Origin of the sequence: Streptomyces sp. NPDC052225, from assembly GCF_040679615.1 — a bacterium.
GTDB lineage: Bacteria > Actinomycetota > Actinomycetes > Streptomycetales > Streptomycetaceae > Streptomyces.
Window position 1 is genome coordinate 90567 of the sequence record NZ_JBFAVD010000021.1, and the last position, 23847, is coordinate 114413.

General features: G+C 71.2%; 25 protein-coding genes. 13 read left to right on the forward strand and 12 right to left on the reverse strand.

The window, feature by feature from the left end:
- Window positions 1-6 precede the first annotated feature (6 nt).
- Window positions 7-867, reverse strand: coding sequence for a dihydropteroate synthase (gene folP / locus AB0L37_RS27325; protein WP_365510730.1), 861 nt, complete (start codon window positions 865-867; stop codon window positions 7-9).
- 136 nt (window positions 868-1003) lie between these two features.
- Between folP and AB0L37_RS27330 the strand changes: the two genes are divergently transcribed.
- Window positions 1004-1402 (forward strand): DivIVA domain-containing protein, encoded by a 399-nt coding sequence (locus AB0L37_RS27330; RefSeq protein ID WP_365510733.1) that lies wholly within the window; start codon window positions 1004-1006, stop codon window positions 1400-1402.
- Between the two features lie 8 nt (window positions 1403-1410).
- Entirely contained in the window at window positions 1411-1998 is a 588-nt protein-coding gene (locus tag AB0L37_RS27335) for a DNA-3-methyladenine glycosylase I (protein WP_365510909.1), read from the forward strand.
- Here the strand turns inward: AB0L37_RS27335 and AB0L37_RS27340 are convergent.
- A complete protein-coding gene (locus AB0L37_RS27340; RefSeq protein ID WP_365510735.1) occupies window positions 1995-2798 on the reverse strand; it encodes an enoyl-CoA hydratase-related protein in 804 nt (267 codons plus the stop codon). The genes AB0L37_RS27335 and AB0L37_RS27340 overlap by 4 nt on opposite strands.
- Before the next feature lie 319 nt (window positions 2799-3117).
- On the opposite strand from AB0L37_RS27340, the gene AB0L37_RS27345 reads away from it, so the two are divergent.
- The gene (locus AB0L37_RS27345; RefSeq protein ID WP_003966491.1) at window positions 3118-3285 is read left to right on the forward strand and encodes a DUF3117 domain-containing protein; all 168 of its coding nucleotides are present in this window, start codon (window positions 3118-3120) and stop codon (window positions 3283-3285) included.
- A gap of 103 nt (window positions 3286-3388) precedes the next feature.
- Here AB0L37_RS27345 and AB0L37_RS27350 read toward each other — a convergent pair whose 3' ends face one another.
- Complete coding sequence (locus AB0L37_RS27350; RefSeq protein WP_365510912.1) at window positions 3389-4087, reverse strand: O-methyltransferase; 699 nt, start codon at window positions 4085-4087, stop codon at window positions 3389-3391.
- Between the two features lie 94 nt (window positions 4088-4181).
- On the opposite strand from AB0L37_RS27350, the gene sigE reads away from it, so the two are divergent.
- The 5 genes from sigE (at window position 4182) to AB0L37_RS27375 (ending at window position 9351) form a co-directional block, all read left to right on the forward strand.
- On the forward strand, window positions 4182-4958 hold the full coding sequence (gene sigE, locus AB0L37_RS27355) for an RNA polymerase sigma factor SigE (RefSeq protein WP_338700194.1): 777 nt from the start codon (window positions 4182-4184) through the stop codon (window positions 4956-4958).
- Window positions 4955-5911 (forward strand): zf-HC2 domain-containing protein, encoded by a 957-nt coding sequence (locus AB0L37_RS27360; RefSeq protein ID WP_365510739.1) that lies wholly within the window; start codon window positions 4955-4957, stop codon window positions 5909-5911. Before sigE ends, AB0L37_RS27360 begins: the two co-directional genes overlap by 4 nt.
- Before the next feature lie 93 nt (window positions 5912-6004).
- A complete protein-coding gene (locus tag AB0L37_RS27365) occupies window positions 6005-7915 on the forward strand; it encodes a trypsin-like peptidase domain-containing protein (RefSeq protein ID WP_365510742.1) in 1911 nt (636 codons plus the stop codon).
- 154 nt (window positions 7916-8069) lie between these two features.
- Window positions 8070-8540: a sec-independent translocase gene (locus AB0L37_RS27370; RefSeq protein WP_365510745.1), complete on the forward strand. Its 471-nt coding sequence runs from the start codon at window positions 8070-8072 to the stop codon at window positions 8538-8540.
- Between the two features lie 154 nt (window positions 8541-8694).
- Window positions 8695-9351: a hypothetical protein gene (locus AB0L37_RS27375; protein ID WP_365510748.1), complete on the forward strand. Its 657-nt coding sequence runs from the start codon at window positions 8695-8697 to the stop codon at window positions 9349-9351.
- 81 nt (window positions 9352-9432) lie between these two features.
- Here AB0L37_RS27375 and AB0L37_RS27380 read toward each other — a convergent pair whose 3' ends face one another.
- Genes AB0L37_RS27380 through AB0L37_RS27390 form a run of 3 tightly spaced genes read right to left on the reverse strand, consistent with a single transcriptional unit; the run spans window position 9433 to window position 12444 of the window.
- Entirely contained in the window at window positions 9433-10566 is a 1134-nt protein-coding gene (locus tag AB0L37_RS27380) for an Mrp/NBP35 family ATP-binding protein (protein WP_365510751.1), read from the reverse strand.
- Window positions 10567-10610: 44 nt separating this feature from the next.
- Window positions 10611-11177 (reverse strand): DUF1003 domain-containing protein, encoded by a 567-nt coding sequence (locus AB0L37_RS27385; protein ID WP_365510754.1) that lies wholly within the window; start codon window positions 11175-11177, stop codon window positions 10611-10613.
- On the reverse strand, window positions 11167-12444 hold the full coding sequence (locus tag AB0L37_RS27390; protein WP_365510757.1) for a CBS domain-containing protein: 1278 nt from the start codon (window positions 12442-12444) through the stop codon (window positions 11167-11169). The genes AB0L37_RS27385 and AB0L37_RS27390 overlap by 11 nt, the downstream gene beginning before the upstream one ends.
- A gap of 241 nt (window positions 12445-12685) precedes the next feature.
- On the opposite strand from AB0L37_RS27390, the gene AB0L37_RS27395 reads away from it, so the two are divergent.
- Window positions 12686-13384, forward strand: a complete 699-nt coding sequence (locus tag AB0L37_RS27395; RefSeq protein WP_365510915.1) for a hypothetical protein — start codon at window positions 12686-12688, stop codon at window positions 13382-13384.
- A gap of 57 nt (window positions 13385-13441) precedes the next feature.
- Here AB0L37_RS27395 and AB0L37_RS27400 read toward each other — a convergent pair whose 3' ends face one another.
- Window positions 13442-13960, reverse strand: a complete 519-nt coding sequence (locus AB0L37_RS27400) for a hypothetical protein (RefSeq protein WP_365510760.1) — start codon at window positions 13958-13960, stop codon at window positions 13442-13444.
- Between the two features lie 22 nt (window positions 13961-13982).
- Complete coding sequence (locus tag AB0L37_RS27405) at window positions 13983-15113, reverse strand: magnesium and cobalt transport protein CorA (protein WP_365510763.1); 1131 nt, start codon at window positions 15111-15113, stop codon at window positions 13983-13985.
- Between the two features lie 475 nt (window positions 15114-15588).
- On the opposite strand from AB0L37_RS27405, the gene AB0L37_RS27410 reads away from it, so the two are divergent.
- A complete protein-coding gene (locus tag AB0L37_RS27410; RefSeq protein WP_365510766.1) occupies window positions 15589-16179 on the forward strand; it encodes a suppressor of fused domain protein in 591 nt (196 codons plus the stop codon).
- 3 nt (window positions 16180-16182) lie between these two features.
- Here AB0L37_RS27410 and AB0L37_RS27415 read toward each other — a convergent pair whose 3' ends face one another.
- On the reverse strand, window positions 16183-17439 hold the full coding sequence (locus tag AB0L37_RS27415) for an MFS transporter (protein WP_365510769.1): 1257 nt from the start codon (window positions 17437-17439) through the stop codon (window positions 16183-16185).
- A gap of 171 nt (window positions 17440-17610) precedes the next feature.
- Between AB0L37_RS27415 and AB0L37_RS27420 the strand changes: the two genes are divergently transcribed.
- From AB0L37_RS27420 to AB0L37_RS27430, 3 genes are all read left to right on the forward strand, one after another.
- Window positions 17611-18249 carry a DUF6758 family protein gene (locus AB0L37_RS27420; RefSeq protein WP_365510771.1) on the forward strand — a complete coding sequence of 213 codons (639 nt, stop codon included), beginning with the start codon at window positions 17611-17613 and terminating at the stop codon, window positions 18247-18249.
- A 121-nt stretch (window positions 18250-18370) separates the two neighbouring features.
- Window positions 18371-19243 (forward strand): PHP domain-containing protein, encoded by an 873-nt coding sequence (locus AB0L37_RS27425; protein ID WP_365510774.1) that lies wholly within the window; start codon window positions 18371-18373, stop codon window positions 19241-19243.
- A gap of 65 nt (window positions 19244-19308) precedes the next feature.
- Entirely contained in the window at window positions 19309-19914 is a 606-nt protein-coding gene (locus AB0L37_RS27430) for a MarC family protein (RefSeq protein ID WP_365510777.1), read from the forward strand.
- 74 nt (window positions 19915-19988) lie between these two features.
- On the opposite strand, the gene AB0L37_RS27435 is transcribed toward AB0L37_RS27430, so the two are convergent.
- From AB0L37_RS27435 to AB0L37_RS27445, 3 genes are all read right to left on the reverse strand, one after another.
- Complete coding sequence (locus tag AB0L37_RS27435; protein WP_338700211.1) at window positions 19989-20141, reverse strand: hypothetical protein; 153 nt, start codon at window positions 20139-20141, stop codon at window positions 19989-19991.
- A 204-nt stretch (window positions 20142-20345) separates the two neighbouring features.
- Window positions 20346-21218, reverse strand: a complete 873-nt coding sequence (locus AB0L37_RS27440) for an alpha/beta hydrolase (RefSeq protein WP_365510780.1) — start codon at window positions 21216-21218, stop codon at window positions 20346-20348.
- Between the two features lie 107 nt (window positions 21219-21325).
- Window positions 21326-23461 carry a DEAD/DEAH box helicase gene (locus tag AB0L37_RS27445; protein ID WP_365510783.1) on the reverse strand — a complete coding sequence of 712 codons (2136 nt, stop codon included), beginning with the start codon at window positions 23459-23461 and terminating at the stop codon, window positions 21326-21328.
- Window positions 23462-23847: the final 386 nt, after the last annotated feature.

The window sequence follows — 23847 nt, forward strand, 5'->3', positions numbered from 1 at the left end:
GGGCTGCTAGGCGAGCCCCCGGCGGGCGACCGCCGGGGGCCGGTGTCCCGCGATGGACGCCACCATGTCGAGCACCTGCCGCGTCTCGGCGACCTCGTGCACCCGGTAGACCTGCGCCCCCAGCCACGCCGAGACCGCCGTCGTCGCCAGCGTCCCGATGACCCGCTCCTTGACCGGCTTGTCGAGCGTCTCGCCGACGAAGTCCTTGTTGGACAGGGAGACGAGCACCGGCCATCCGGTCTCCACCATCTCCGGAAGGCGTCGCGTCGCCTCCAGGGAGTGCCGCGTGTTCTTCCCGAAGTCGTGCCCCGGGTCGATCAGCACGGACTCGCGCGGCACCCCGAGCGCCACGGCCCGCTCCGCGTAGCCGACCGTCACGTCCAGGATGTCCGCCATCACGTCGTCGTACGTGGCCCGGTGCGGCCGGGTACGGGGCTCGGCGCCGCCCGCGTGCGTGCACACGATGCCGACCTTGTAGCGGGCCGCGACCTCGGCGAGCTTCGGGTCGACGCCGCCCCACGCGTCGTTGAGGAGATCCGCGCCGGCCTCGCACACGGCCTCGCCCACCTCGTGCCGCCAGGTGTCGACGCTGATGATCACGTCAGGGAAGCGCCGCCGCACCTCCGCGACGAAGCCGACGGTGCGCCGTGCCTCTTCCTCGGCGTCGACCTCCTCGCCGGGCCCCGCCTTCACGCCGCCGATGTCGACGATCGCGGCGCCCTCGGCCACCGCCTGCTCGACGCGGGCGAGGGCGGGCTCGTCCTGGAACGTGGCGCCCTGGTCGTAGAAGGAGTCCGGGGTCCGGTTGACGATCGCCATGATCACCGGTTCGTGAGCGCCGAATTCGCGCCGGCCCAGCCTGAGCATCCCCTGTGACTCTCCCTCGGATTCCTCGTGAACGGTCGCCTGCGACCTTAACTGTCGGTGCGGCATGGCACGATCGGAGCCTGACGGTTTCGGGCTGCACTGATGGCCAGCCCGGTCGAGCCAGGGGACAGCAGAGATGGTCATGTTCTTGTTTCTGGTCGCCGCGCTGGTCGTGGTGGTCGCCGCGGTGACGCTCGCGGTCCTCGGCGGCGGTGACGGCGGCGCGCTGCGCGACGAGCCGTCCCAGTTCTACGCCGACCCGCTGCCGCCGGACCGCCCCCTGGTCCCCGCCGACGTGGAGGCGCTGCGCCTGCCCACGGCCGTGCGCGGCTACCGCATGGCGGAGGTGGACGACGCGCTGAACCGCCTCGGTGCCGAACTCGCCGAGCGCGAGGCCCGCATCGGGGAGCTGGAGGCGGCTCTCGCCGCGGCCCACGCGCGCGCGGCCCGGCAGCCCGTCGACCCGCAGCCCGATCCGCGCGGCTTCGCGCCGCCCGGCGGGTACCAGGGCGAGCAGGACGGGGACTTCCGGTGAGCGAGCCGGTGCCGGGCGCCGCGATCCCCGGGCCCGACGGGAAACTGCGCTGCCCCTGGGGTCTGTCGACCGAGGACTACGTGGCGTACCACGACGAGGAGTGGGGCCGCCCGGTCCACGGCGACGACGCGCTCTTCGAGCGGCTGTCCCTGGAGGCGTTCCAGTCGGGGCTGTCCTGGATCACGATCCTGCGCCGCCGCGAGACCTTCCGTGCCGCGTTCTCCGGGTTCAAGATCGCCGACGTGGCCGCCTTCACGGAAGCCGACCGCGAGCGGCTCCTCGCCGACCCGGGCATCATCCGCAACCGCTCCAAGGTCGACGCGACACTCGCCAACGCGCGCGTGCTCGCGGACTGGTCGCCCGGTGAACTCGACGCGCTGATCTGGTCGTTCGCCCCGGACCCGGTGGACCGCCCGGTCCCGAAGGTGCTCGGCGACGTGGCCGCGATCACCGACGAGTCCACGGCCCTGTCCAAGGAGCTGAAGAAGCGCGGCCTGCGCTTCGTCGGCCCGACCACGGCCTACGCCCTGATGCAGGCGTGCGGGCTGGTCGACGACCACCTGGCCGACTGCACAGCCCGCACCAAGAAGCCCTAGCGCCCGAGGTACTTCGGCTTCTCCTTGGCGAGGAAGGCCTGGACGGCGATGGTGTGGTCCTCGGACGCACCGGCCCGCGTCTGGAGCTCGTCCTCCTTGTCGAGGGTCTCGTCCAGGGAGTGGTCGGCGGAGTACGCCACCGCCTCCTTGAGCGCCGCGTAGGCGACGGTCGGGCCCTCGGCGAGCGTGCGGGCCACCTTCAGCGCCTCGGCGGCGAGTTCGGCCCCGGGCACGACCCGGTTCACGATGCCGAGCTCGTACGCCTCCTGCACCTTGAGGGAGCGCGGGAAGAGCAGCAGGTCGGTGGCGCGGCCGGGCCCGATCAGCCGCGGCAGCGTCCAGGACACGCCGGAGTCGGCGGTCAGCGCGACACCCGCGAACGAGGTGTTGAACGACGCGTGGTCGGCGGCGATCCGGTAGTCCGCGCAGAGCGCGAAGCCGAAGCCCGCGCCGGCCGCCACGCCGTTCACCGCGGCCACGACCGGCTTCCGCATGCCGGTCAGCGCCCGCACGATCGGGTTGTAGTGCTCGCGCACCGTGTTCATGGTGCGGCCCTTGCCGTCCGCGCGGTCGGCCATCAGCGACCCCACGTGCTCCTTGAGGTCCTGGCCCACACAGAACGCCCGCTCGCCGGCCGCGGTCAGCAGCACCGCCCGCACCGCCTCGTCGGCCGCGGCCGACTGCACCGCGTCGCGGAGGGCGACCTTGGCCTCGGTGTTCATCGCGTTCATCGCCTCGGGGCGGTTCAGCGTGATCGTCGCGAGCCCGTCACTCACCTCGTAGAGCACGGTGTCGGCCATGGGACTCCTCCTATGCGGTTGCTTAGTCGTCGTGCTCAGCATGACGGAGATCACGGCCCGCGGAACGCCCCCGGCGTGTGACCTGCGTCAAACAATTCCGCTCCGGGAGGGGTGCGAAGGAGGCGCAGTATCGCAGTCACATCGCCGAATTGAGTGGTTTTGCTCAAGCGCGTTGCGCAAGCGATGCCGACTGATGTTGGTCATCGGGTCCGCTGATGCGGGATAATGGCCTGGAAGCAATGTGTTCGATGCCGGTGACGTGTGCCCATCCAGAGGGCCGTCGGCTACCGATGAGCTGGTTTCAGGAAGGGGAACGAGCATGGCGGCCATGAAGCCGCGAACGGGTGACGGCCCGCTCGAGGTGACAAAGGAGGGGCGGGGCATCGTCATGCGCGTTCCGCTCGAAGGCGGCGGTCGGCTCGTGGTAGAGCTGACGCCGGACGAGGCCGATGCCCTCGGCGACGCCCTGAAGAAGGTCGTCGGCTGACGCGGAAGCGACCATACCTTTTCGACTGCCCCGGCACACATTCGGTGCCGGGGCAGTCGTGTGTTCGCAGGTCAGAGGGGCTCTGGGGCGGGTTCGGGCAGGTTCAGCGCTTGACGGCGCAGAGCAGCCCGTCGCCGACGGGAAGCAGGGACGGCACCAGCTCGGGCGACTCCCGCACCGCGCGCAGCAGCTCCCGCAGACGCACCACTTCCACCGGCTGCGGACCGGAGTCGACGGTCCGGCCGTCGGCGAAGACGCCCTCGAAGCAGACCAGGCCCCCGGGCCGCAGCAGGCGCAACGATTCAGCGAGGTAGTCCAGGGACTCCATCCGGTCGCCGTCGCAGAAAACCAGGTCGTAGCCGCTGTCCGCGAGCCGCGGGAGCACGTCGAGCGCCCGCCCCGGGATGAACCTGGCCCGGTTGCTGGCGAAGCCGGCCGCGCGGAACGCCTGCCGGGCGAACTGCTGCCGCTCGGGCTCCGGATCGACCGTCGTCAGGACGCCGTCGGGCCGCATCCCGTGCAGAAGATGGATTCCGGACACGCCCGTGCCCGTACCGATCTCGGCGACGGCTTTCGCGTCCACCGTGGCAGCGAGCATCCGCAGCGCGGCGCCCGCGCCGGGGGACACCGAGCGCAGTCCCGACTCACGGGCCCGGTCCCGGGCCCAGCGCACCGCGTCGTCCTCGGCGACAAAGGCGTCGGCGAACGCCCAGCTCGTCTGCCGGTTGCCGGTAATGGCCCTCTCCTGTCCCCGTGGTTGCCTGCGCGTGACTTTATCCGTTGGTGGCGGGAACTCGCAGATGGGACCGGGCGTTTAAGAGGGCAGGCGGGCGGCGGGGAGCCGACCGGCAAATCTGAGTAAAAACGCTTATCCGGAGCTAACGGGCGAGGTGGCTATGGTAGGGGCTCCGCTGGACACCACCAGAGCCGACAGGGGAGGTGCGGCTGCGCCTGTGGATCGGGGAGGAGTGCTGCGGCGCTTTCTCAGGTCGGCGGGTGAGCCGAAATCTGTGACCGACACCGCTGACCGAATCCGCACCACTGACTCCGCGCAGCAGACCGCGACCTTTGCCGCTGATGCGGAATCGCAGGCGTGGACTCCGCCCACCTGGGAGGAGATCGTCAGCACGCACAGCGGCCGGGTGTACCGGCTCGCCTACCGACTGACCGGAAACCAGCACGACGCCGAGGACCTCACGCAGGAGGTCTTCGTCCGTGTCTTCCGCTCCCTGTCGACGTACACGCCCGGCACGTTCGAGGGCTGGCTGCACCGCATCACCACGAACCTGTTCCTGGACATGGTCCGCCGCAAGCAGCGCATCCGCTTCGACTCCCTCGGGGACGACGCGGCCGAGCGCCTGCCCAGCCGCGACCCGTCGCCGCAGCAGGTCTTCAACGACGCGCACTTCGACGCCGACGTCCAGCAGGCCCTCGACACCCTCGCACCCGAGTTCCGCGCCGCCGTCGTGCTGTGCGACATCGAAGGACTCTCGTACGAGGAGATCGCCGCGACCCTGGGCGTGAAGCTGGGCACGGTGCGCAGCCGTATCCACCGCGGCCGCTCGCAGCTGCGCAAGGCGCTGCAGCACCGTTCGCCCGAGGCCCGCGCCGAGCGCCGCACGCTCGCGACCACGGGGATCCCCGTCCTTGGAGGAGGGGGCGCGCCCGCGTGAGTGGATCACGTCTCAATCCTGCCGAGCGCCAACAGACCGCGGCCGATCAGCACCTGGGGGACAGGCTGGCCGCTCTGGTCGACGGCGAGTTGGACCATGACGCCCGCGAGCGTGTGCTCGCGCACCTGGCGACCTGTGCGAAGTGCAAGGCCGAGGCCGACGCGCAGCGCCGCCTCAAGAGTGTCTTCGCCGAGGCGGCCCCGCCGCCGCCCTCCGAGAGCTTCCTCGCCCGCCTTCAGGGGCTTCCCGCGGGAGGTGACGGTGACGGCGGCACGCCGTCCTTCGGGGGCGGCGGGTTCGCCACCGGCCGCGCCTTCGGCAGCGTCCGGGGCTTCGGGCAAGGCGTCTTCGACGTGGACCCCGAGCCGTTCGGCTACGCACCGGCCGGGGCGCACGCCGCCGTGCTGCCCAGTGCGCAGCGCGGCTTCCGTATCCACGAGGTGGGCCGTTCCGACCGGCACGACAGCGACCGGGCCTCGCGCTCGCGCCGCTTCGCGTTCGCCGCGGCCGGGGCCGTCTCGCTGGCCGCGATCGCGCTCGGCGGCGTCTCGGCCGGCGCCCCGGTCGACGCGTCGGACGCGCGCGGCGGCGGCAGCAATGTCACGCCCCTGCGCAGCCAGGCCGCGGGCACGGCCTCGACGCCGGAGGCCCAGCGGCGCCGTACGCTGGCCCCGCTGCTCGGCCAGAGCGGTGGCGCCCTCGCGGCACCGGTCTCGCCGAGGGAGGCGAGCGCGCCCCTGCTGCCCGGTGGCGGCCACGCGGACAGCGCCACGTATCCGTTCCCGAGCCCGCTGCTGTCCGGCGCCGCACGCATGTCGCCGCTGATACGCCCGGCGCAGGACACGTATGTGCCGGCCGCAGAGGCGACCGCCTTCGAGGGGACGTCGTCGGGGCTCGCCGCGTCGCCCGTCTCCGCGCCGACCGCGTCGTCCCGCCCGTCCTCGCTCCGCTGACGCCCCTGCGCTCCCGCGGTCGAACCTGGTTGAATCGCGCGTGGGAGCCCGTGGCGTGGTGCCGCGGGCCAGGTGTGGGGAGAGCAGCGCGACATGGACGAGGGCAAGCCCACGAAGGCCAAGTGGTGGAGCCGCCCCCGACCGGACACGGGGCACTCCGTGGGGGACGACGGTGACGGCGACTGGCACCTCCAGGCACCCGCGCCTGCCACCGAGCCCGGTGCGGGAGGCGGGGCGTCCCCGGCTGCCGCGCCCCTGGACGCCGTAACCCCGCCCGGCCCGGCCCCGTCCCCGGCTGCCGCGCCGGACGCCACCGATCCCGCCGCTGACATGGCCGGCGAGCCGGGTTCGTCGCCGGGTGCCGTCGTCGATAGCGGCTTGGGCCCGACCCCGGCTGTCGCCGCGCCGACCGGCATCGACACCGGCCCGGACCCGTCCCCGGCTGCTGCCGCGCCGACCGGCACCGGCACCGGCCCGGGCCCGGACCCGGCTGCCGTCGCGTCCGCTGTCACCGGCACCGCGGCTGGCGCAACCAGCCCCGCCCCCGGTGCCGTTGCCGAGTCCGGGCGCGGCGCCCCGCGTCCTCTGCACGACCCCGACCCGTACAGCACGCCGCCGTACGGGGAGCCGGGGCCGTGGGCCCCCGCGCCGCCCGTGCAGCACCCGGCTGCCACCCCGGCCCACGGCACGCCGGCCCCGCAGCCGCCGTACGCCACGGCTCCGGCGCCCCTGCCGACAGCCCCGCACCCGCTGACCCCGCAGCCGCCCACCTCGCAGCAGACCACCCCGCACCTGGCCGCCGCCCCTCCCCCCCCGGCCGGGCCCTGGCAGCAGTACGACCCCTGGGCCGGGCCCGTCTCCCTGTCGCAGAGTGGTGGGCCCGTCGGGGGGAAGCCGGTGCGGCGGCGGCGCGGCCTGGTGCTCGCCGCCGTGCTGATCGCCGTCGTGTCCGGTGGCGTCGGCGGCGCCCTCGGCTCCTACCTGGAGCGCAACGGCGGCACGGAGGTCCAACTCCCGCAGGCCGGCGCCGAGTCCACGCACCGTGCTCCCGGCAGCGTCGCGGGCATCGCAGCCCGCGCCCTGCCCGGCGTCGTCACGATCCACACCAGCGGTTCGGCGGAGCAGGGCACCGGCACCGGCTTCGTCCTCGACAGCCGCGGCCACATCCTCACGAACAACCACGTCGTGAAACCCGCGGGCAGCAGCGGTGAGATATCGGTCACCTTCGCCGGAGGCGAGAGCGCCGACGCCGAGGTGGTCGGGCACGACACCGGCTACGACCTCGCCGTCATCAAGGTCAAGGGCGTACGCGGGCTGAAGCCCCTGCCCCTCGGCAACTCCGAGAACGTGCAGGTCGGCGACCCCGTCGTGGCCATCGGCGCCCCCTTCGACCTGGCCAACACGGTCACCTCCGGCATCATCAGCGCCAAGGAGCGGCCCATCACGGCGGGCGGTGAGAAGGGGGACGGCAGCGACGTCAGCTATGTCGACGCGTTGCAGACCGACGCCCCCATCAACCCGGGCAACTCAGGCGGCCCGCTCGTCGACTCCCGGGCCCGCGTCATCGGCATCAACAGCGCGATCCGCTCCGCCGACAGCGGCTCGGAGCTGGAGGGCGGCCAGTCCGGTTCGATCGGCCTCGGCTTCGCGATCCCCATCAACCAGGCCAAGCGCGTCGCCGAAGAGCTCATCAACACCGGCAAGGCCACCCACCCGGTGATCGGCGTCACCCTCGACATGGACTACAACGGCGACGGCGCCCGCGTCGGAGCGAAGGGCAACAGCGGCGGCTCGGCCGTCAGCCCCGGCGGCCCCGGCGACAAGGCCGGCATCGAACCGCACGACGTGATCACCGCGGTGGACGGCACCCGCGTCCACTCCGGCGAGGAACTCATCGTCAAGATCCGCGCCCATCGCCCCGGCGACAAGCTGGACCTCACACTCGAACGAGGCGGAAAAGACCGGAAAGTGACGCTTGTTCTCGGTTCGGCCGACGGCAACTGACCGGAGATACGGGCCGAGCCGATCTCGGACGTATCCCAGTGGCTACCAAATGGACAGGATCGGCGGGTACCGTGGACCCGGTCCGATGCCGGACCCTGCCGAAGACCTGCTACTGAAGACCGACCGCGGGCCGAGGACACGCTAGGAGATCAAGGTGTTCAACGACATTGGCCTGCCGGAGGTCATAGCGCTGGTCGTGCTGGCCGTCCTCGTCTTCGGTCCCGACAAGCTGCCGCAGGTCATCCAGGACGTCTCGCGCACGATCCGTAAGATCCGCGAGTTCTCGGACAGCGCCAAGCAGGACATCCGCAATGAACTCGGCCCGGAATTCAAGGACTTCGAGTTCGAGGACCTGAACCCCAAGACGTTCATCCGCAAGCAGCTGGACAGCGACGAGCTGGGGCTCAAGGAGATCCGCAACGGCTTCGACCTGAAGAAGGAGATGGCCGAGGTCGGCGACGCGGTGAAGACCGTGGGCGACCTGGAGGAATCGGGTTCGTCGGGCACCGCGGCCGGCAGCGTCGACATGCAGAAGCGCACCGAGCAGCCCGCGAAGATCGACATGCAGAAGGCGGACAAGCCGGCCGCCGTCGAGCCGCCGCCCTTCGACGTCGACGCGACCTGAACCCCGCCCGACGCGACCTGAACCACACCGGTGGAACCGGGCCTCCTGGACCCGGTGTGGCATCCTGCCTTGTTGTTGCGCGGACCGGACGTGAGAACGCCCGAGGGGGGCGGGCCGCTCCGGTCCGTAACTGAGCGAGGAGGCGGCCGGGTACATGGAGACGACGAGTCGGGTGGGCGCGCAGGCGCCGGCCACCGAGGGGGCCGGTCAGGTTCCCACGGCCCGGCGCACGGTCGACGGCTACCTGCTGGCGCCCTTCCCGTGGTACGGCCTCGACGAGGCCTTCACGGGACCGCGCTGGCTGATGCAGGTCGGCACCACGGCGGACGGTTCCGTCGAGCACGGTTCGATCGGGCACGGTGACGAGCCCTCCGTCCGCAGCGAAGGCACGGAGGACACCGAGCGGTTCGCGGTCGTGGTGACCGTCGCCGCGAATCCGGTGCGGCGCAGCTCCGACGGCACGGGTGTCCTGGAGGCGACGTCCGTCTCATCAGCGGCCTGGCTGGCCGGTGTCGGACTGCTCTCGTTCACCTGGCCGGGGCAGATGGACCACACCCTGCGCGACGACTGGCTCGACCAGCAGACCGAGACGGCCTGGGTGCTCGCGGACGATCTCGGCTCCTCGGACTGGGCGACGCTGTCGCTGCCGGTCGACGGGGTGCCGACGCCGTTCCACTACCGGGAGTCCGAGTACGGCTGGGTCCTCGCCGGCTCCACGCAGGCCGGGGTGCACCTGGGCGCGTACGGACGCGGCATGAGCGCGTACGGTCTCGGCTTCTCCGTCGTCAAGGACATCGCGGAACTCGCGTAGTTCGCGCACGTCACGTACGAGTACGGGCCGCATCCGGAGTCGATCCGGATGCGGCCCGTACTCGTACGCCCGAGAACGCGATCAGAACTTGTTGCGCGGTGTGAGCCCCAGCGACATGCCCGACAGGCCGCGCTGGCGGCCGCTCAGCTTCGCGGCGATGGCGCGCAGCGCCGAACCCGCGGGGGAGTCGGGGTCGGTCAGGACGACCGGCTTGCCCTCGTCGCCGCCCTCGCGCAGGCGGACGTCGATCGGGATGGAGCCGAGGACCGGCACGTTCGTACCCGTCGTCTTGGTCAGGCCCTCGGCGACCAGCTGACCGCCGCCGGTGCCGAACACGTCGACCATCTCGTCGCAGTGCGGGCACGGCAGGCCCGACATGTTCTCGACGACGCCGACGATCTTCTGGTGCGTCTGTACGGCGATGGAGCCGGCCCGCTCGGCGACCTCCGCGGCGGCCTGCTGCGGCGTCGTGACGACGAGGATCTCGGCGTTCGGCACGAGCTGGGCGACCGAGATGGCGATGTCACCGGTGCCCGGCGGCAGGTCGAGCAGGAGCACGTCCAGGTCGCCCCAGAACACGTCCGCGAGGAACTGCTGGAGCGCGCGGTGCAGCATCGGGCCGCGCCACACCACCGGCGCGTTGCCCGGCGTGAACATGCCGATCGAGATCACCTTCACGCCGTTCGCCGACGGCGGCATGATCATGTTCTCGACCTGGGTGGGCTTGCCGTCGGCGCCGAGCATGCGCGGCACGGAGTGGCCGTAGATGTCCGCGTCGACGACGCCGACCTTCAGGCCGTCGGCGGCGAGCGCCGCCGCCAGGTTCACCGTCACCGAGGACTTGCCGACGCCGCCCTTGCCGGAGGCGACCGCGTACACGCGGGTCAGCGAGCCGGGCTTGGCGAAGGGGACCTCGCGCTCGGCGGTGCCGCCGCGCAGCGCGGCGGCCAGCTCCTTGCGCTGCTCGTCGCTCATCACGTCGAGGGTGACCTGGACATCGGTCACGCCGTCGACGCGCAGGACGGCGTCCCGCACGTTGTTCTCGATCGTGGAGCGCATCGGGCAGCCGGAGACGGTCAGATACACGGTGACCGCGACGACTCCGTCCGCACCGATGTCCACCGATTTGACCATCCCCAGTTCGGTGATGGGTCGCTGGATCTCGGGGTCGTTCACTGTCGCGAGCGCCTCGCGCACCGCGTCTTCCGTAGCCATACGACCGATAGTACGGCGCGGTAACCGGGGCACGGAAAGCCCCGTCAGCGGTCGTCTACATCACGTCCGTGCTCGCGCTCGGCCGGGAATACCCCGGACCGCTGCTGCTCCTCGAGCTCCTTGAGGAGGTCCTGCAGTTCGGAGCGGATCCAGTCGCGGGTGGCGACCTCGCCGAGCCCGATCCGCAGGGCCGCGACCTCGCGGCTCAGATACTCGGTGTCGGCGATGGAGCGCTCGTTCTGCTTGCGGTCCTGTTCGAGGTTGACCCGGTCGCGGTCGTCCTGCCGGTTCTGCGCGAGCAGGATCAGCGGAGCGGCGTACGACGCCTGGAGCGACAGCATCAGCGTCAGGAAGATGAACGGGTAGGTGTCGAAGCGCAGGGCGTCCGGCGCCGCCACGTTCCAGGCGACCCACGCGATGATGATCACCGTCATCCAGACGATGAACCGGCCCGTGCCCAGGAAGCGCGCGATCCGCTCCGACATCCGCCCGAAGGCCTCGGGGTCGTAGTCGGGGATGAGCTTGCGGCGGGGCGTCAGCGGCTGGTCGAGCCGGATCCGCGGCCGCCGCGGGGTTTCCCCGGTGCGGGTCTGGGTCTCCTCAGTCGGCATGGTTCACATCCCCGGACAGATGGAATTCCTGCTCGCGCCAGTCGTCGGGCAGCATGTGGTCCAGTACGTCGTCCACGGTCACGGCGCCGAGCAGCGAGCCGCTCTCGTCGACGACGGGCGCCGCCACCATGTCGTACGTCGCGAAGAACCCGGCGATCTCCGGCAGTTGGGCGTCCGGCGACAGTGCCTGGAGGTCCTCGTCGAGCACGGCGCTGACCAGTGTGTACGGCGGATCGCGCAGCAGCCGCTGGAAGTGGATCGTGCCGAGGTACTTACCCGTAGGCGTCTCGTCCGGCGGCCGGCACACGTACACCTGGGCGGCGAGCGCGGGCGAGAGGTCGGGGTTGCGTACGCGGGCCAGGGCGTCGGCGACGGTCGCGTCCGGGCGCAGGACGATCGGCTCGGTCGTCATCAGACCGCCCGCGGTCCTGTCCTCGTACGCCATCAGGCGCCGTACGTCGGCCGCGTCGCTCGGCTGCATCAGCGCGAGCAGGCGCTCCTTGTCCTCCTCGGGCAGCTCGCTGAGCAGGTCGGCGGCGTCGTCCGGGTCCATCTCCTCCAGGACGTCGGCGGCGCGCTCCTCCTTCAGCTTGCCGAGGATCTCGATCTGGTCGTCCTCGGGGAGCTCTTCGAGGACGTCGGCGAGGCGTTCGTTGGTGAGGGCGGCGGCGACCTCGGCACGCCGCTTGGGGGAGAGGTGGTGCAGCACGTTGGCGAGGTCGGCGGGGCGCAGCTGCTCGAAGGTGGCGAGCAGGTTCTCCGCGCCCTGTCCGTGCTCCTCAAGGGAGAACCCGTCGACGGCCGACCAGTCCACGGTCAGCGTCTCGCCCTTGTTCCGCCGGAACGCGCTGCTGCGTCCCTTGCGTACGAAGACCCGGTCGATCTCCCAGTCGCGGCGCGCGGGCAGCTGCTGGATCGCGACGTCCAGGACGGTGACCTCCTCGCCGCTCTCCACGAGCCGCACCCGCCGGTCGAGCATCTCGCCGATCACCAGGCGCTCGGTGGGCCGCTGCTCGAACCGCCGGACGTTGAGCACGCCGGTGGTGATGACCTGGCCCGACTCGATGCCGGTCACGCGGGTCATGGGCAGGAAGATGCGGCGCCGCGTCGACAGCTCGACGACGAGCCCGAGCAGCCGCGGCGGCCGCTTGCTCACCCGCAACATGGCCACCAGGTCGCGCACCCGCCCCACCTGGTCGCCGTTCGGATCGAAGACGGCGACACCGGCGAGATGCGAGACGAAGATCCGAGGCGCGCCACCAGCCATCCGCTCCCACCTCCCTTTCGCCGGCATTCATCCGTATACACGAGCAATCCGTGGTTCAGGCTAGCCCGTGCCCGTAGAACACGCCTTTGCGCTGCGGCCACCCGGACCCCGACGGGTATCCGCAGATGGCAGGGGTACGCTGCCGTCTGCCGCCGCGCCCGATGCCGTACGAGAGGTAGCCCCACCCGTGACCGCAGCTTCCCTGGCCCCCCGTACCCGCAGGACCGTCCTGGTCGGCGTGATGTGCTCGGGGCTCGCGGCCGGACTCGCGGCCTGCGGCGGAGAGGATCCGGACGCCGGCACGAACGGCGTCGGCAAACTGGAACCGGCCACGATCCAGAGCCGCACGGTCAAGGCGGCCCAGGGCGCGGACGCCGTGCACCTGTCCGGCACCGTCGTCAGCAGCGGCAAGTCGTACAAGCTCGACATGCGCCTCAAGGACGACGGCGGCACGGGATCGGTGACGACGAACGGCAGCACGTTCCGGCTGCTGCGGGTCGGCGAGCACCTGTACCTCAAGGCGGACGCCGACTTCTGGACGCATTCGGACGAGGCTCAGGGCGGGCACGGCGAGGGAGCGGCGGCCGAGAAGCTCGACGGCAAGTACGTGAAGGTGCCGACGGGCGACCCGGCGTACAAGCGCCTGAGCACCTTCACCGACAAGGACGTCCTGCTCGACGGACTGCTCACGCTCCACGGCGACCTGGCGAAGGGCGACCACGGCTCCGCCGGCGGCGTCCGCACGATCGAACTCACCGGCGACGAGGGCGCGGGCGGCACGCTCGACGTCTCCCTGGAGGGCAGGGCGTTCCCCATGCGTCTGGAGCGCGCGGGCGGCGCGGGAACCCTCCAACTGACCGACTGGGGCAAGGACTTCACCCTGGAGGAACCGGGCGACGGCGACACGGTCGACTACGGCAAGGCGCTACCGTCGTCCTGAGCGGATCAAGCCCCTCCGGCGATTGAGGAGCGGGGTCCGGGGCAGAGCCCCGAGACCTCAGCCCTTCTTCCGCCGAGCCAACAACCGGGGAAGCCCGGCAGGCACGGCATTGCGCGTGACGGCAGGCGACGGCAGGGGCGGGGCGGCCAACGCCCCGTCCGACTCCGGCACGACGCCCGCACCGAGATCCGGCTCAAGCCGCAGCACCCGGCACTCCCGCCCCCAGCGCGCCGGCATCTCCTCAGAATCCGGCGCGTTCAACCGCTTCCCCTTGAGCTCAGCGACAGCGCCCTCCCACGCCTCGGACCCGGACACCAGCTCCACGACCTTCGCCGACCAGCCGACGAGCCGCCCGCCCTTGTCCTTGCTGCGCACGGTGACGGTGGCCGAGCCCCCGTCCACGAGATCGGGCAGCGGCTGCTCGCCGGGCCCGTCGCCGACCACGTGCGCCGCGCCCTCGTGCCACACGTGCCACAGGGCGCGCTCGACGCCCCGGGCACCGCGGACCCAGATGAGCCCGGACTTCTTCGTGGCTTCCTCGACGAGGGCGGCATCGAGCAGTTCAGCAGTCGTCATGCGGCAAGCGTAGCCGCGACGTTCACAGCCACCCGTTCCGCTTCAGGGTCCGGTGGATCCCGAAACAGACGGCACCGATGACGGCGATCACCATCGGGTAGCCGAACCGCCAGTGCAGCTCCGGCATGTATGTGAAGTTCATGCCGTACACGCCGCACACCATGGTCGGTACGGCGATGATCGCGGCCCACGAGGTGATCTTGCGCATGTCCTCGTTCTGGGCGACGGACGCCTGCGCGAGGTTGGCCTGGAGGATCGAGTTGAGGAGTTCGTCGAAGCCGATGACCTGCTCTTGGACGCGCTCCAGGTGGTCGGCGACGTCACGGAAGTACTTCTGGATGTCCGGGTCGATCAGCCGCATCGGCCGCTCGCTCAGCAGGGCGAGGGGCCGGCGCAGCGGGGCGACGGCGCGCTTGAACTCCAGTACCTCGCGCTTGAGCTGGTAGATCCGGCCGGCGTCGGAACCGCGCGGCGCGCCCTTGCCGGTCTGCGAGAAGACCTCGGTCTCGACCTCGTCGATGTCGTCCTGCATGGCGTCGGCCACGGCCAGGTAGCCGTCGACGACGTGGTCGGCGATGGCGTGCAGCACGGCGCTCGGCCCTTTGGACAGCAGCTCGGGGTCGTCCTGGAGGCGGTGGCGCAGCGCGCGCAGCGAGCCCTGCCCGCCGTGCCGGACGGTGATGAAGAAGTCCCGTCCGGTGAAGCACATGACCTCGCCGGTCTCGACGACCTCGCTGGTCGCGGTGAGCTCGGCGTGCTCGACGTAGTGGATGGTCTTGAAGACGGCGAAGAGGGTGTCGTCGTACCGCTCCAGCTTGGGCCGCTGGTGCGCGTGCACCGCGTCCTCCACGGCGAGCGGGTGCAGCCCGAACTCGGCGGCGATACCGGAGAATTCGGCCTCGGTCGGCTCGTGCAGACCGATCCAGGCGAAGCCGCCGTCACGGCGCACCTGGTAGCGGGCCTCGCGCGGGGTGAGGCACTCGCCGGACTCGACGCGGGCACCGTCGCGGTAGACGGCGCAGTCCACGACCGCCGAGACCGCGGACGGGTCACGCGTGCTGTCGTACGAGGAACGCCCCTCGTTCTCGTACGGGGCCACGCTCTTGCGCAGCGAGGGGCGGACGGCGGCACGCAGGTCGCGAATCATCGACATGGGCAGGCTCCTTCGCGGGCGGGAGCCGCGCAGGGACGGGTGGAACTACCCGGAATGAGGACGTCCTGGCCAACGGGACATGCTGCACGTCCACAAAGCGGGGAGCACCGCACCGGCACTGGGGCGGCTTCGCTTACTGATTCAGATCAGGAAGATCAGAAAGATCAGGCGGAAACGAAGCGCTCTTCCGGCACGCGCGGGCAGCCCTCAGGACAGGCGACTGCGAGATGAAATGCGGGCCTATCGGCCGGAAGAACGGGTGGTACTGCACGGTCGACTTCGATCCATGACAGCCCCACCTCCTCCGGCCGGTCCCCCGTGGGGGACGTCTGGTGGGTCGGTTCTTCGAGTGCCCTCTGAGGGGCTCTCGGCGGGTACTCGGTGCGTACCATCCCGACCAGCGGCCAAGACTATCAGCCGACTGAAGAAGCAAGCCCCTTCTTTACCCGTTGCATGCGAGTTCTATGCTCGCGGCATGGCAGAAGTTCTTGCGTTGGTGGAAGCCCGGCTGACCACGGCCCTGGGCGCGCCGGACGCGCGCGCGGCCGTCACGTTTCTCGGCACGGACCGGATCGAGGTGCTGCGCTTCACGGATGCCTCCCAAGGGGTGGTGCGGTACGCGACGCTCGGCATGTCCGCGTCCCCGATGTCCGACCCCACGGCGGCGCTCGCCGACCCGGTCAAGGGCCCGCGCGCGGAGCTGATCCTGACGGTCAGGGCCGGCCTCTCCGACACGGACAAGGCGCTGCGCCCGCTCGCCGTGCTCGCCGCGTCCCCGCAGGTCGAGGGCGTCGTCGTCGCGCCGGGCGCCTCGCTGGACGTGGGCGAACCGCTGTGGCCCGGCGCCCCGTTCACCTCGGTCCTGGTCGCGGAGTCGGGCGGCCTGGTCGAGGACCTGGAGCTCGACGAGCCGCTGGATCCCGTACGGTTCCTGCCCCTGCTGCCCATGACGCAGAACGAGGCGGCGTGGAAGCGGGTGCACGGCGCGGCCGCCCTCCAGGAGAAGTGGCTGAGCAGCGGAACGGACCTGCGCGATCCGCTGCGCAGGCCCGTGTCCCTGGACTAGTCCTCAGTTGGCGAAGACGGAGACGCCGTCCTCGCTCGCGTGTCGCGGCTCCAGCTCCTCGGCCTCGTGGGTGAGGGCGCTCCTGCGCACCCAGACCACGAGCGCGCCGAGCAGTGCCGTGACCGCGGCGACCACGAACGGGATGTGGATGTCGGTCCACTCCTCGATCTTGGGCGCGAAGTACGGGGCGGCCGCAGCGGCGAACCACCGGACGAAGTTGTAGCCGGCGGACGCCACCGGCCGCGGGGCGTCCGAGACGCCGAGCGCGAGCTCCGTGTAGACGGTGTTGTTCACGCCGATGAAGGCGCCGGACAGGATCGTGCAGACGATGGCCGCGGTGTGGCTGCCGTACCCGAGGACGAGCACGTCCGCGGCGAGCAGCACCAGCGAACCGCCGAGCACCTTCAGCGAACCGAACCGCGCCTGCATGCGCGGCGCCACGATCACCGAGAACAGCGCGAGCAGCACACCCCAGGCGAAGAAGACACCGCCCGACTTGTACGGGGTCATGTTCAGCACGAACGGCGTGAAGGCCAGCACCGTGAAGAACGTGTAGTTGTAGAAGAACGCCGAGACGGCCGCGGACGCGAGGCCGCCGTGGCCCAGCGCCTTGATCGGGTCGAGGATCGACGTCTTGCGCGCGGGCTTCGGCTGTTCCTTCAGGAACACCGTGATGCAGAGGAACCCGACGGCCATCAGGGCCGCCGTGCCGAAGAACGGGTAGCGCCAGCTGGCGTTGCCGAGCAGGGCGCCCACCAGTGGCCCGCACGCCATACCCAGGCCGAGCGCGGACTCGTACAGCAGGATCGCGGCGGCGCTGCCGCCGGCCGCGGCGCCGACGATGACGGCGAGCGCGGTGGAGACGAAGAGCGCGTTGCCCAGGCCCCAGCCGGCCCGGAAGCCGACCAGCTGGCCGACCGATCCGGACGTGCCCGCGAGCGCGGCGAAGACGACGACGAGCGCGAGGCCGGCGAGCAGCGTCTTCTTGCCGCCGATGCGGCTGGAGACGAAGCCGGTGACCAGCATCGCGACCGCGGTGATCAGGAAGTACGAGGTGAAGAGCAGGGAGACCTGGCTCGGTGTCGCCTCCAGACCCTTGGCGATCGACGGCAGGATCGGGTCGACGAGCCCGATGCCCATGAAGGCGACGACGGATGCCCCGGCGGTAGCCCAGACCGCCTTCGGTTGACGCAGGATGCCGGCCGCACCTGCGTCGAACGGGTCCCCTTCGGCGGGACCTCCTGTACTGCTGTGGCTCATGCCTGATGCTCCTTCTGCTCCTGGCCGAGCGAGGTCGTTGGCGTATGCACATATTAAGTTAGACGCGCTAATTAATGCAAGCTACATGTAAATATGCAGGTCCGGCCCGGCACACTCCGGACGGGTGATCGTCCTTGACGCGGCGCGGGACGGGGAGGACCGTGGGGCTTTATGAGGGGCGAACCCAGTTGCCCGAAGTGTGGTGGCCGGGTCAGGGCTCCCGGACTCTTTGCCGACTCCTGGCAGTGTGATGTGCACGGGACCGTGCATCCGCTGCAGCCCGTGATCCCGCCCAGCGTCGAGGCCCTCAGCGTCGTGGTGCATCGTGCGCGGGTACCGGTGTGGATGCCGTGGCCGCTCCCGGTCGGCTGGCTCTTCACGGGCGTGGCCAACGCGGGGGACGACCGGCACGGCGGCCGCGCCACCGCCGTCGCCTGCTCGGGACCCGGACCGCTCGGCGGCATCGGCGAGCTGGTGCTCGTCGCCGAGGAGCTGGGCGTCGGACTCGGCTCGCGCTACGCGGGCATCGACGGACCCGACCCGGGCCCCCGGATGAGCGTCGAGAAGCCGCCGCAGGCCAAGCTCATGGCGGCCGGCCGGCCCACTCCGCTCTGGCATGTGTCGGGCACCCCGGACGACCGCGCCGTCTTCGCCGGCGAGGCGCGCGGCCTGTGGCTGTGGGCGATCGTGTGGCCCGAGCAGTCCGGGCTGCTCATGTACGACGAACTGGTCCTCACCGATCTGCGCGACGCGGGCGCCGAGGTGGACCTGCTGCCGTGCGGGGCGCTGTCGCCGAGGCTGCTTCAGTAGCGCGTACGGGTAAGGGGTGGGGGCCGGTTTCGGCGGTGACGGGAGTGTCGGAAATCCCCGTTATCCTTGAGCGTCCCCCCGCTGCCCGTCGGCGGCCCGTCCGAGCCTGGAGTACGCAGCCGTGCGCATCGATCTGCACACCCACTCCACCGCGTCGGACGGCACGGACAGCCCGGCCGAGCTCGTGCGCAACGCGGCGGCTGCGGGCCTGGACGTCGTGGCGCTCACCGACCACGACACCACGCGCGGCCACGCCGAGGCGATCGCCGCGCTCCGCGAGCTGTCCACGGGGCTCACCCTCGTCACCGGCGCCGAGCTCTCCTGCCGTCTCGACGGCGTGAGCATGCACCTGCTGGCGTACCTCTTCGACCCCGATGAGCCGGCGCTGCTCGCCGAGCGCGAGCTGGTCCGTGACGACCGGGTGCCGCGCGCCAAGGGCATGATCGCCCAGCTGAACGAGCTGGGCGTCCCCGTCACCTGGGAGCAGGTCGCCCGCATCGCTGGCGACGGCTCGGTCGGCCGCCCGCACATCGCCACCGCGCTGGTCGAGCTCGGTGTCGTACCGACGGTCTCCGACGCGTTCACCGAGGACTGGCTGGCCAACGACGGGCGCGCGTACGTCGACAAGCACGAGACCGATCCCTTCGAGGCGATCCGCCTGGTCAAGGCCGCGGGCGGGGTCACCGTCTTCGCGCACCCGGGCGCCGCCAAGCGCGGGCAGACGGTTCCCGAGGACTCGATCGCGAAGCTGGCCGAGGCCGGTCTCGACGGCATCGAGGTCGACCACATGGACCACGACCCGGCCACCCGCGAGCGGCTGCGCGCCCTCGCCGCCGACGTCGGCCTGCTGACCACCGGCTCCTCGGACTACCACGGCAGCCGCAAGACCTGTGTGCTCGGCGAGTACACGACCGACCCCGAGATCTACGGGGAGATCACCCGGCGCGCCACGGGCGCCTTCCCGGTGCCGGGCGCCGGCGGACGCCGCGCCTGACGCGTCCCGCGCGTCGCTCTCGTACGCCCTCCACCGCTCAACTCTTCTGCAAGGCAAGCCCCACTGTGTTCGACGTCGCCGTCTTCGGATCCCTTTTTCTCACGCTTTTTGTGATTATGGATCCCCCCGGAATCACCCCGATCTTCCTCGCCCTCACCGCGGGCCGCCCCGCCAAGGTCCAGAAGCGGATGGCCTTCCAGGCCGTCTGCGTCGCCTTCGGCGTGATCGCCGTCTTCGGTGTCCTGGGCCACCAGATCCTCGACTATCTGCACGTCTCCGTGCCCGCCCTGATGATCGCGGGCGGTCTGCTCCTGCTGCTGATCGCGCTCGACCTGCTGACCGGCAAGACGGACGAGCCGAAGCAGACGAAGGACGTGAACGTCGCCCTCGTCCCGCTCGGCATGCCGCTGCTCGCCGGGCCCGGCGCGATCGTCTCGGTCATCCTGGCCGTCCAGAAGGCGGACTCGTTCGCGACCCAGGTCTCGGTCTGGACGGCGATCGTCGCGATCCACGTCGTCCTGTGGATCGTGATGCGCTACTCGCTGGTGATCATCCGCGTCATCAAGGACGGCGGCGTGGTCCTGGTCACCCGGCTCGCGGGCATGATGCTCTCGGCGATCGCCGTGCAGCAGATCATCAACGGCGTGACCCAGGTGATCCAGAGCTCCTGAGCATCGTGCGCACGCGCGAAGCCCCCGTACGCAGCGTGCGTACGGGGGCTTCGAAGTGTGGGAGTCGCTGCCCGTTACGAGGCGGCCGACTCGGCCGGGCGGATGTAGAGGCGCTGCCCGATGGCGGCGGCCTGCTGAACGATCCGGTTGACGGAGGCGGCGTCCACGACGGTGCTGTCCACGGCGGTGCCGTCGACGTCGTCGAGTCGCATGATTTCGAAGCGCATGTGGCTTCTCCCTTCGTCTGGTGATCCTCCTGAAGGAGAACTACTGGTGCTGACCACGAGTCTGGTCCAGCTGTACGGCCAGGCGGTTGCCTGACCGTTAAGAGTGGATTGCGTGGCTACAGTGCCCCGCGTTCTCTATGGGTACAACGGGTTGCCCCCAGCAAACATTCCCTACGCTAAGGAAATTTTTCGAGTAACTAATTACTAGCGAGTAGTGGGGCCTGGGTGGCGGTCCCAGAACGCGGCCAGCGCGGCGGCCGTCTCCAGCGGGCGGTCCGTGTTGGGGGAGTGCTCCGCCCCGGTGATCAACGTCCGCTCCGCGCCGAGCCGCTCCGCCATCGCGTCGAGCTGCGGCACCGGCCACGCGTCGTCCCGCTCGCCCGACAGGACGTGCACCGGAGGCGTCACCGCGGCCAGTTCCGCGACGCGGTCCGGTTCCTCGCACAGCTGCCGCCCCGTGGCGATGAGCTGGGCCGGGCTGTTGGCCAGCCAGCGGCGCCGCAGATCCTCCTCGTCGCCGCGTACGTCCGCGACGTCCTCCGGGGTCTCCAGGGCCTGGATCGCCTCCCATACCTGCGCCATGTCCAGCGCGGCCAGCGCGTCCCGGAGCAGCTTCACCCGCTGTTGCTGCGGCTCGGTGACCGGGCCGGGGCCCGACGCCATCAAGGTCAGCGTCGCGAACGGCGCCGGGTCGAGGAGCACGGCCGCCCGCGCGATCAGGCCGCCGAGGGAGTGGCCGAGCAGATGCACCGGGCCCGCGTCGAGCGCGGCCGCCTGCGCGAGCACGTCCTGCGCCAACTCGCCCTGGGCGTAGGGGGATTCATCGTCCGCCGGGCCTTTGCTCTCGTACTGCCCGCGCCCGTCCACGGCGACCGTCCGGTACCCGGCGGCGCCGAGCGGGGCGTGCAGCGCGATGAAGTCCTCCTTGCTGCCGGTGAACCCGGGCAGCAGCAGCGCGGTGCCGCGCACAGGACCGCGTTCGGGCTCACCGATGAGGGCGGCGAACTCGCCTCGTGCGGTGGCCAGACGGTGGGCACGCGTACCGGGCGGCGGAGTGAAGGTGGGCGGCCTGCTCATGCCGCGACATTACGTGGCGAGGGGGCCGTGCGCCTCGGCGGGCACGGCAGAAGGCCCGGCCCCCGCAGTGCGGGAACCGGGCCTTCAGCGCTTCAGCACCGGACCGGTCAGGCCTCGGGGGCCTCGGCGACGGCCTTCTTGCGCGTGCGGCGCGGCTTGGCCTCGGCGGCGGGCGCCTCCTCGGCCTTCACCGGAGCGGCGGCGGCCTTCTTGCGGGTGCGCGTGGCCGGCTTGGCCTCGACGGCCTCCGCGGTGTCGACCGCGGCGACGGCCTTCTTGCGCGTGCGGCGCGGCTTGGCCTCGGCGGGCGCCTCCTCCACCGGAGCGGCGGCGACGGCCTTCTTACGCGTCCGCGTCGCGGGCTTGGCCTCGACGGCCTCCGCGGTGTCGACCGCGGCCTCGGCCTTCTTGCGCGTGCGGCGCGGCTTGGCCTCGGCGGGCGCCTCCTCCACCGGAGCGGCGGCGACGGCCTTCTTACGGGTGCGCGTGGCCGGCTTGGCCTCGACGGCCTCCGCGGTGTCGACCGCGGCCTCGGCCTTCTTGCGCGTACGGCGACGGGGCTTGGCCTCCGCCTCGGGCTCGGCCTCGGCGACCGGCGCGACGGCCTCGACCGTCTCCACGACGGCCTCCGCCTTCTTGCGCGTACGGCGACGCGGCTTGGCCTCCGCCTCGGCCTCGGCCACCACCTCGGTCACCGGGGCGACGGTCTCGACCGCCTCGACGACGGCCTCGGCGGCCGGAGCGACGGAGGCGACCGGCTCGGCGGCACCGTTGCGCGTGCGACGGCGGCGGCGCGGCGTGCGCGGCTCGGCGGAGTCCTCCGCGACCGGCGTCACGGGAGCAGCCGTGGTGCCGGCGGCCTCCGCGGCGACCGGCTCGCCGTTGCGCGTACGGCGACGGCGACGCGGCGTACGCGCGGCACGCTCCTGCTCACCGTCACCGCGGTCACGGTCACGGTCACGGTCCCGGTCACGATCGCGGTCCCGGTCACGCGGACGGTCGCGGTCCGGACGGCCACCGCGGCCACCGCGCGACGACGCGCCTCGGCCACCGGTCTCACCCAGGTCCTCGATCTCCTCGGCCCCGAGCCCGGCGCGCGTGCGCTCCGAACGCGGCAGGACACCCTTGGTGCCGGCCGGGATGCTGAGCTCCTCGTACAGGTGCGGCGAGGAGGAGTACGTCTCGACCGGGTCGTTGAAGTCCAGCTCGAGCGCCTTGTTGATCAGCTGCCAGCGCGGGATGTCGTCCCAGTCCACCAGCGTGATCGCGATGCCCTTCTTGCCCGCGCGGCCGGTGCGGCCGATGCGGTGGAGGTACGTCTTCTCGTCCTCGGGCGACTGGTAGTTGATGACGTGCGTGACGCCCTCGACGTCGATGCCGCGCGCGGCGACGTCGGTGCACACCAGCACGTCGACCTTGCCGTTGCGGAACGCGCGCAGCGCCTGCTCGCGCGCACCCTGGCCGAGGTCGCCGTGGACGGCACCGGAGGCGAAGCCGCGCTTTTGCAGCTGCTCCGCGATGTCGGCGGCGGTCCGCTTCGTACGGCAGAAGATCATCGCGAGCCCGCGGCCGTCGGCCTGGAGGATGCGCGAGACCATCTCGGGCTTGTCCATGTTGTGCGCGCGGTAGACGAACTGCTTGGTGTTCGCGACCGTCTTGCCCTCGTCGTCCGGCGCCGCGGCGCGGATGTGCGTGGGCTGCGACATGTAACGGCGGGCGAGACCGATGACGGCACCCGGCATGGTCGCCGAGAACAGCATCGTCTGACGCTTCGCCGGAAGCATGTTGATGATCTTCTCGACGTCGGGCAGGAAGCCCAGGTCGAGCATCTCGTCGGCCTCGTCGAGGACGAGCGCCTTCACGTGCGAGAGGTTCAGCTTCTTCTGGCCGGCGAGGTCGAGAAGACGCCCGGGCGTACCGACGATGACGTCGACGCCCTTCTTGAGGGCCTCGACCTGGGGCTCGTAGGCACGACCGCCATATATGGCGAGGACGCGCACATTGCGCACCTTGCCGGCGGTGAGCAGGTCATTGGTCACCTGGGTGCACAGCTCGCGCGTCGGGACGACGACGAGCGCCTGCGGGGTGTCGGTCAGCTGCTCGGGCTTGGCCCGGCCCGCCTCGACGTCCGCGGGGACGGTGACGCGCTCCAGGAGCGGCAGACCGAAACCGAGGGTCTTGCCCGTGCCGGTCTTGGCCTGGCCGATGACGTCCGTGCCGGTCAGGGCGACGGGGAGGGTCATCTCCTGGATGGGGAAGGGGGTGACGATGCCGACGGCCTCAAGGGCTTCGGCGGTCTCGGGAAGGATCCCGAGCTGACGGAATGTCGAAGTCTGCGTAGTCAGGGTGTTGCCTCTTCTGTGAGGTGCGGCGTGAGGCGAACGCGGGGGTCTTGACCGTGCCAGTGCCGTGCCGTTGGTACGCCGGTCTCGAACCGCTTGCTGCGGGCTGGACCGGATGGCGCGGGACCACTGCCGACGCTCGAGCGCTCGTGCCGCTGAGGGGGCCCCTCCTCGATCCGTACGTCTTGTGACGTACGACCCGGAGGGCTGTCGGGTCGGAGCCGATCGGGCCACCGACCGGGCATCCTCATTCGTGCGGCCCGTCGCATGTACGCGCAAGCACCAGG

What these genes read in the sequence shown, in the direction of transcription:
- AB0L37_RS27445 (WP_365510783.1), bottom strand. Translation starts at nt 23,461, where the DNA reads ATGACCCTCCCCGTCGCCCTGACCGGCACGGACGTCATCGGCCAGGCC.
- AB0L37_RS27405 (WP_365510763.1), bottom strand. Translation starts at nt 15,113, where the DNA reads ATGTCGATGATTCGCGACCTGCGTGCCGCCGTCCGCCCCTCGCTGCGC.
- AB0L37_RS27395 (WP_365510915.1), top strand. Translation starts at nt 12,686, where the DNA reads ATGTGCTCGGGGCTCGCGGCCGGACTCGCGGCCTGCGGCGGAGAGGAT.
- folP (WP_365510730.1), bottom strand. Translation starts at nt 867, where the DNA reads ATGCTCAGGCTGGGCCGGCGCGAATTCGGCGCTCACGAACCGGTGATC.
- AB0L37_RS27410 (WP_365510766.1), top strand. Translation starts at nt 15,589, where the DNA reads ATGGCAGAAGTTCTTGCGTTGGTGGAAGCCCGGCTGACCACGGCCCTG.
- AB0L37_RS27440 (WP_365510780.1), bottom strand. Translation starts at nt 21,218, where the DNA reads ATGAGCAGGCCGCCCACCTTCACTCCGCCGCCCGGTACGCGTGCCCAC.
- AB0L37_RS27380 (WP_365510751.1), bottom strand. Translation starts at nt 10,566, where the DNA reads ATGGCTACGGAAGACGCGGTGCGCGAGGCGCTCGCGACAGTGAACGAC.
- AB0L37_RS27375 (WP_365510748.1), top strand. Translation starts at nt 8,695, where the DNA reads ATGGAGACGACGAGTCGGGTGGGCGCGCAGGCGCCGGCCACCGAGGGG.
- AB0L37_RS27330 (WP_365510733.1), top strand. Translation starts at nt 1,004, where the DNA reads ATGGTCATGTTCTTGTTTCTGGTCGCCGCGCTGGTCGTGGTGGTCGCC.
- AB0L37_RS27415 (WP_365510769.1), bottom strand. Translation starts at nt 17,439, where the DNA reads ATGAGCCACAGCAGTACAGGAGGTCCCGCCGAAGGGGACCCGTTCGAC.
- AB0L37_RS27420 (WP_365510771.1), top strand. Translation starts at nt 17,611, where the DNA reads ATGAGGGGCGAACCCAGTTGCCCGAAGTGTGGTGGCCGGGTCAGGGCT.
- AB0L37_RS27365 (WP_365510742.1), top strand. Translation starts at nt 6,005, where the DNA reads ATGGACGAGGGCAAGCCCACGAAGGCCAAGTGGTGGAGCCGCCCCCGA.
- AB0L37_RS27340 (WP_365510735.1), bottom strand. Translation starts at nt 2,798, where the DNA reads ATGGCCGACACCGTGCTCTACGAGGTGAGTGACGGGCTCGCGACGATC.
- AB0L37_RS27345 (WP_003966491.1), top strand. Translation starts at nt 3,118, where the DNA reads ATGGCGGCCATGAAGCCGCGAACGGGTGACGGCCCGCTCGAGGTGACA.
- AB0L37_RS27390 (WP_365510757.1), bottom strand. Translation starts at nt 12,444, where the DNA reads ATGGCTGGTGGCGCGCCTCGGATCTTCGTCTCGCATCTCGCCGGTGTC.
- sigE (WP_338700194.1), top strand. Translation starts at nt 4,182, where the DNA reads ATGGTAGGGGCTCCGCTGGACACCACCAGAGCCGACAGGGGAGGTGCG.
- AB0L37_RS27435 (WP_338700211.1), bottom strand. Translation starts at nt 20,141, where the DNA reads ATGCGCTTCGAAATCATGCGACTCGACGACGTCGACGGCACCGCCGTG.
- AB0L37_RS27385 (WP_365510754.1), bottom strand. Translation starts at nt 11,177, where the DNA reads ATGCCGACTGAGGAGACCCAGACCCGCACCGGGGAAACCCCGCGGCGG.
- AB0L37_RS27400 (WP_365510760.1), bottom strand. Translation starts at nt 13,960, where the DNA reads ATGACGACTGCTGAACTGCTCGATGCCGCCCTCGTCGAGGAAGCCACG.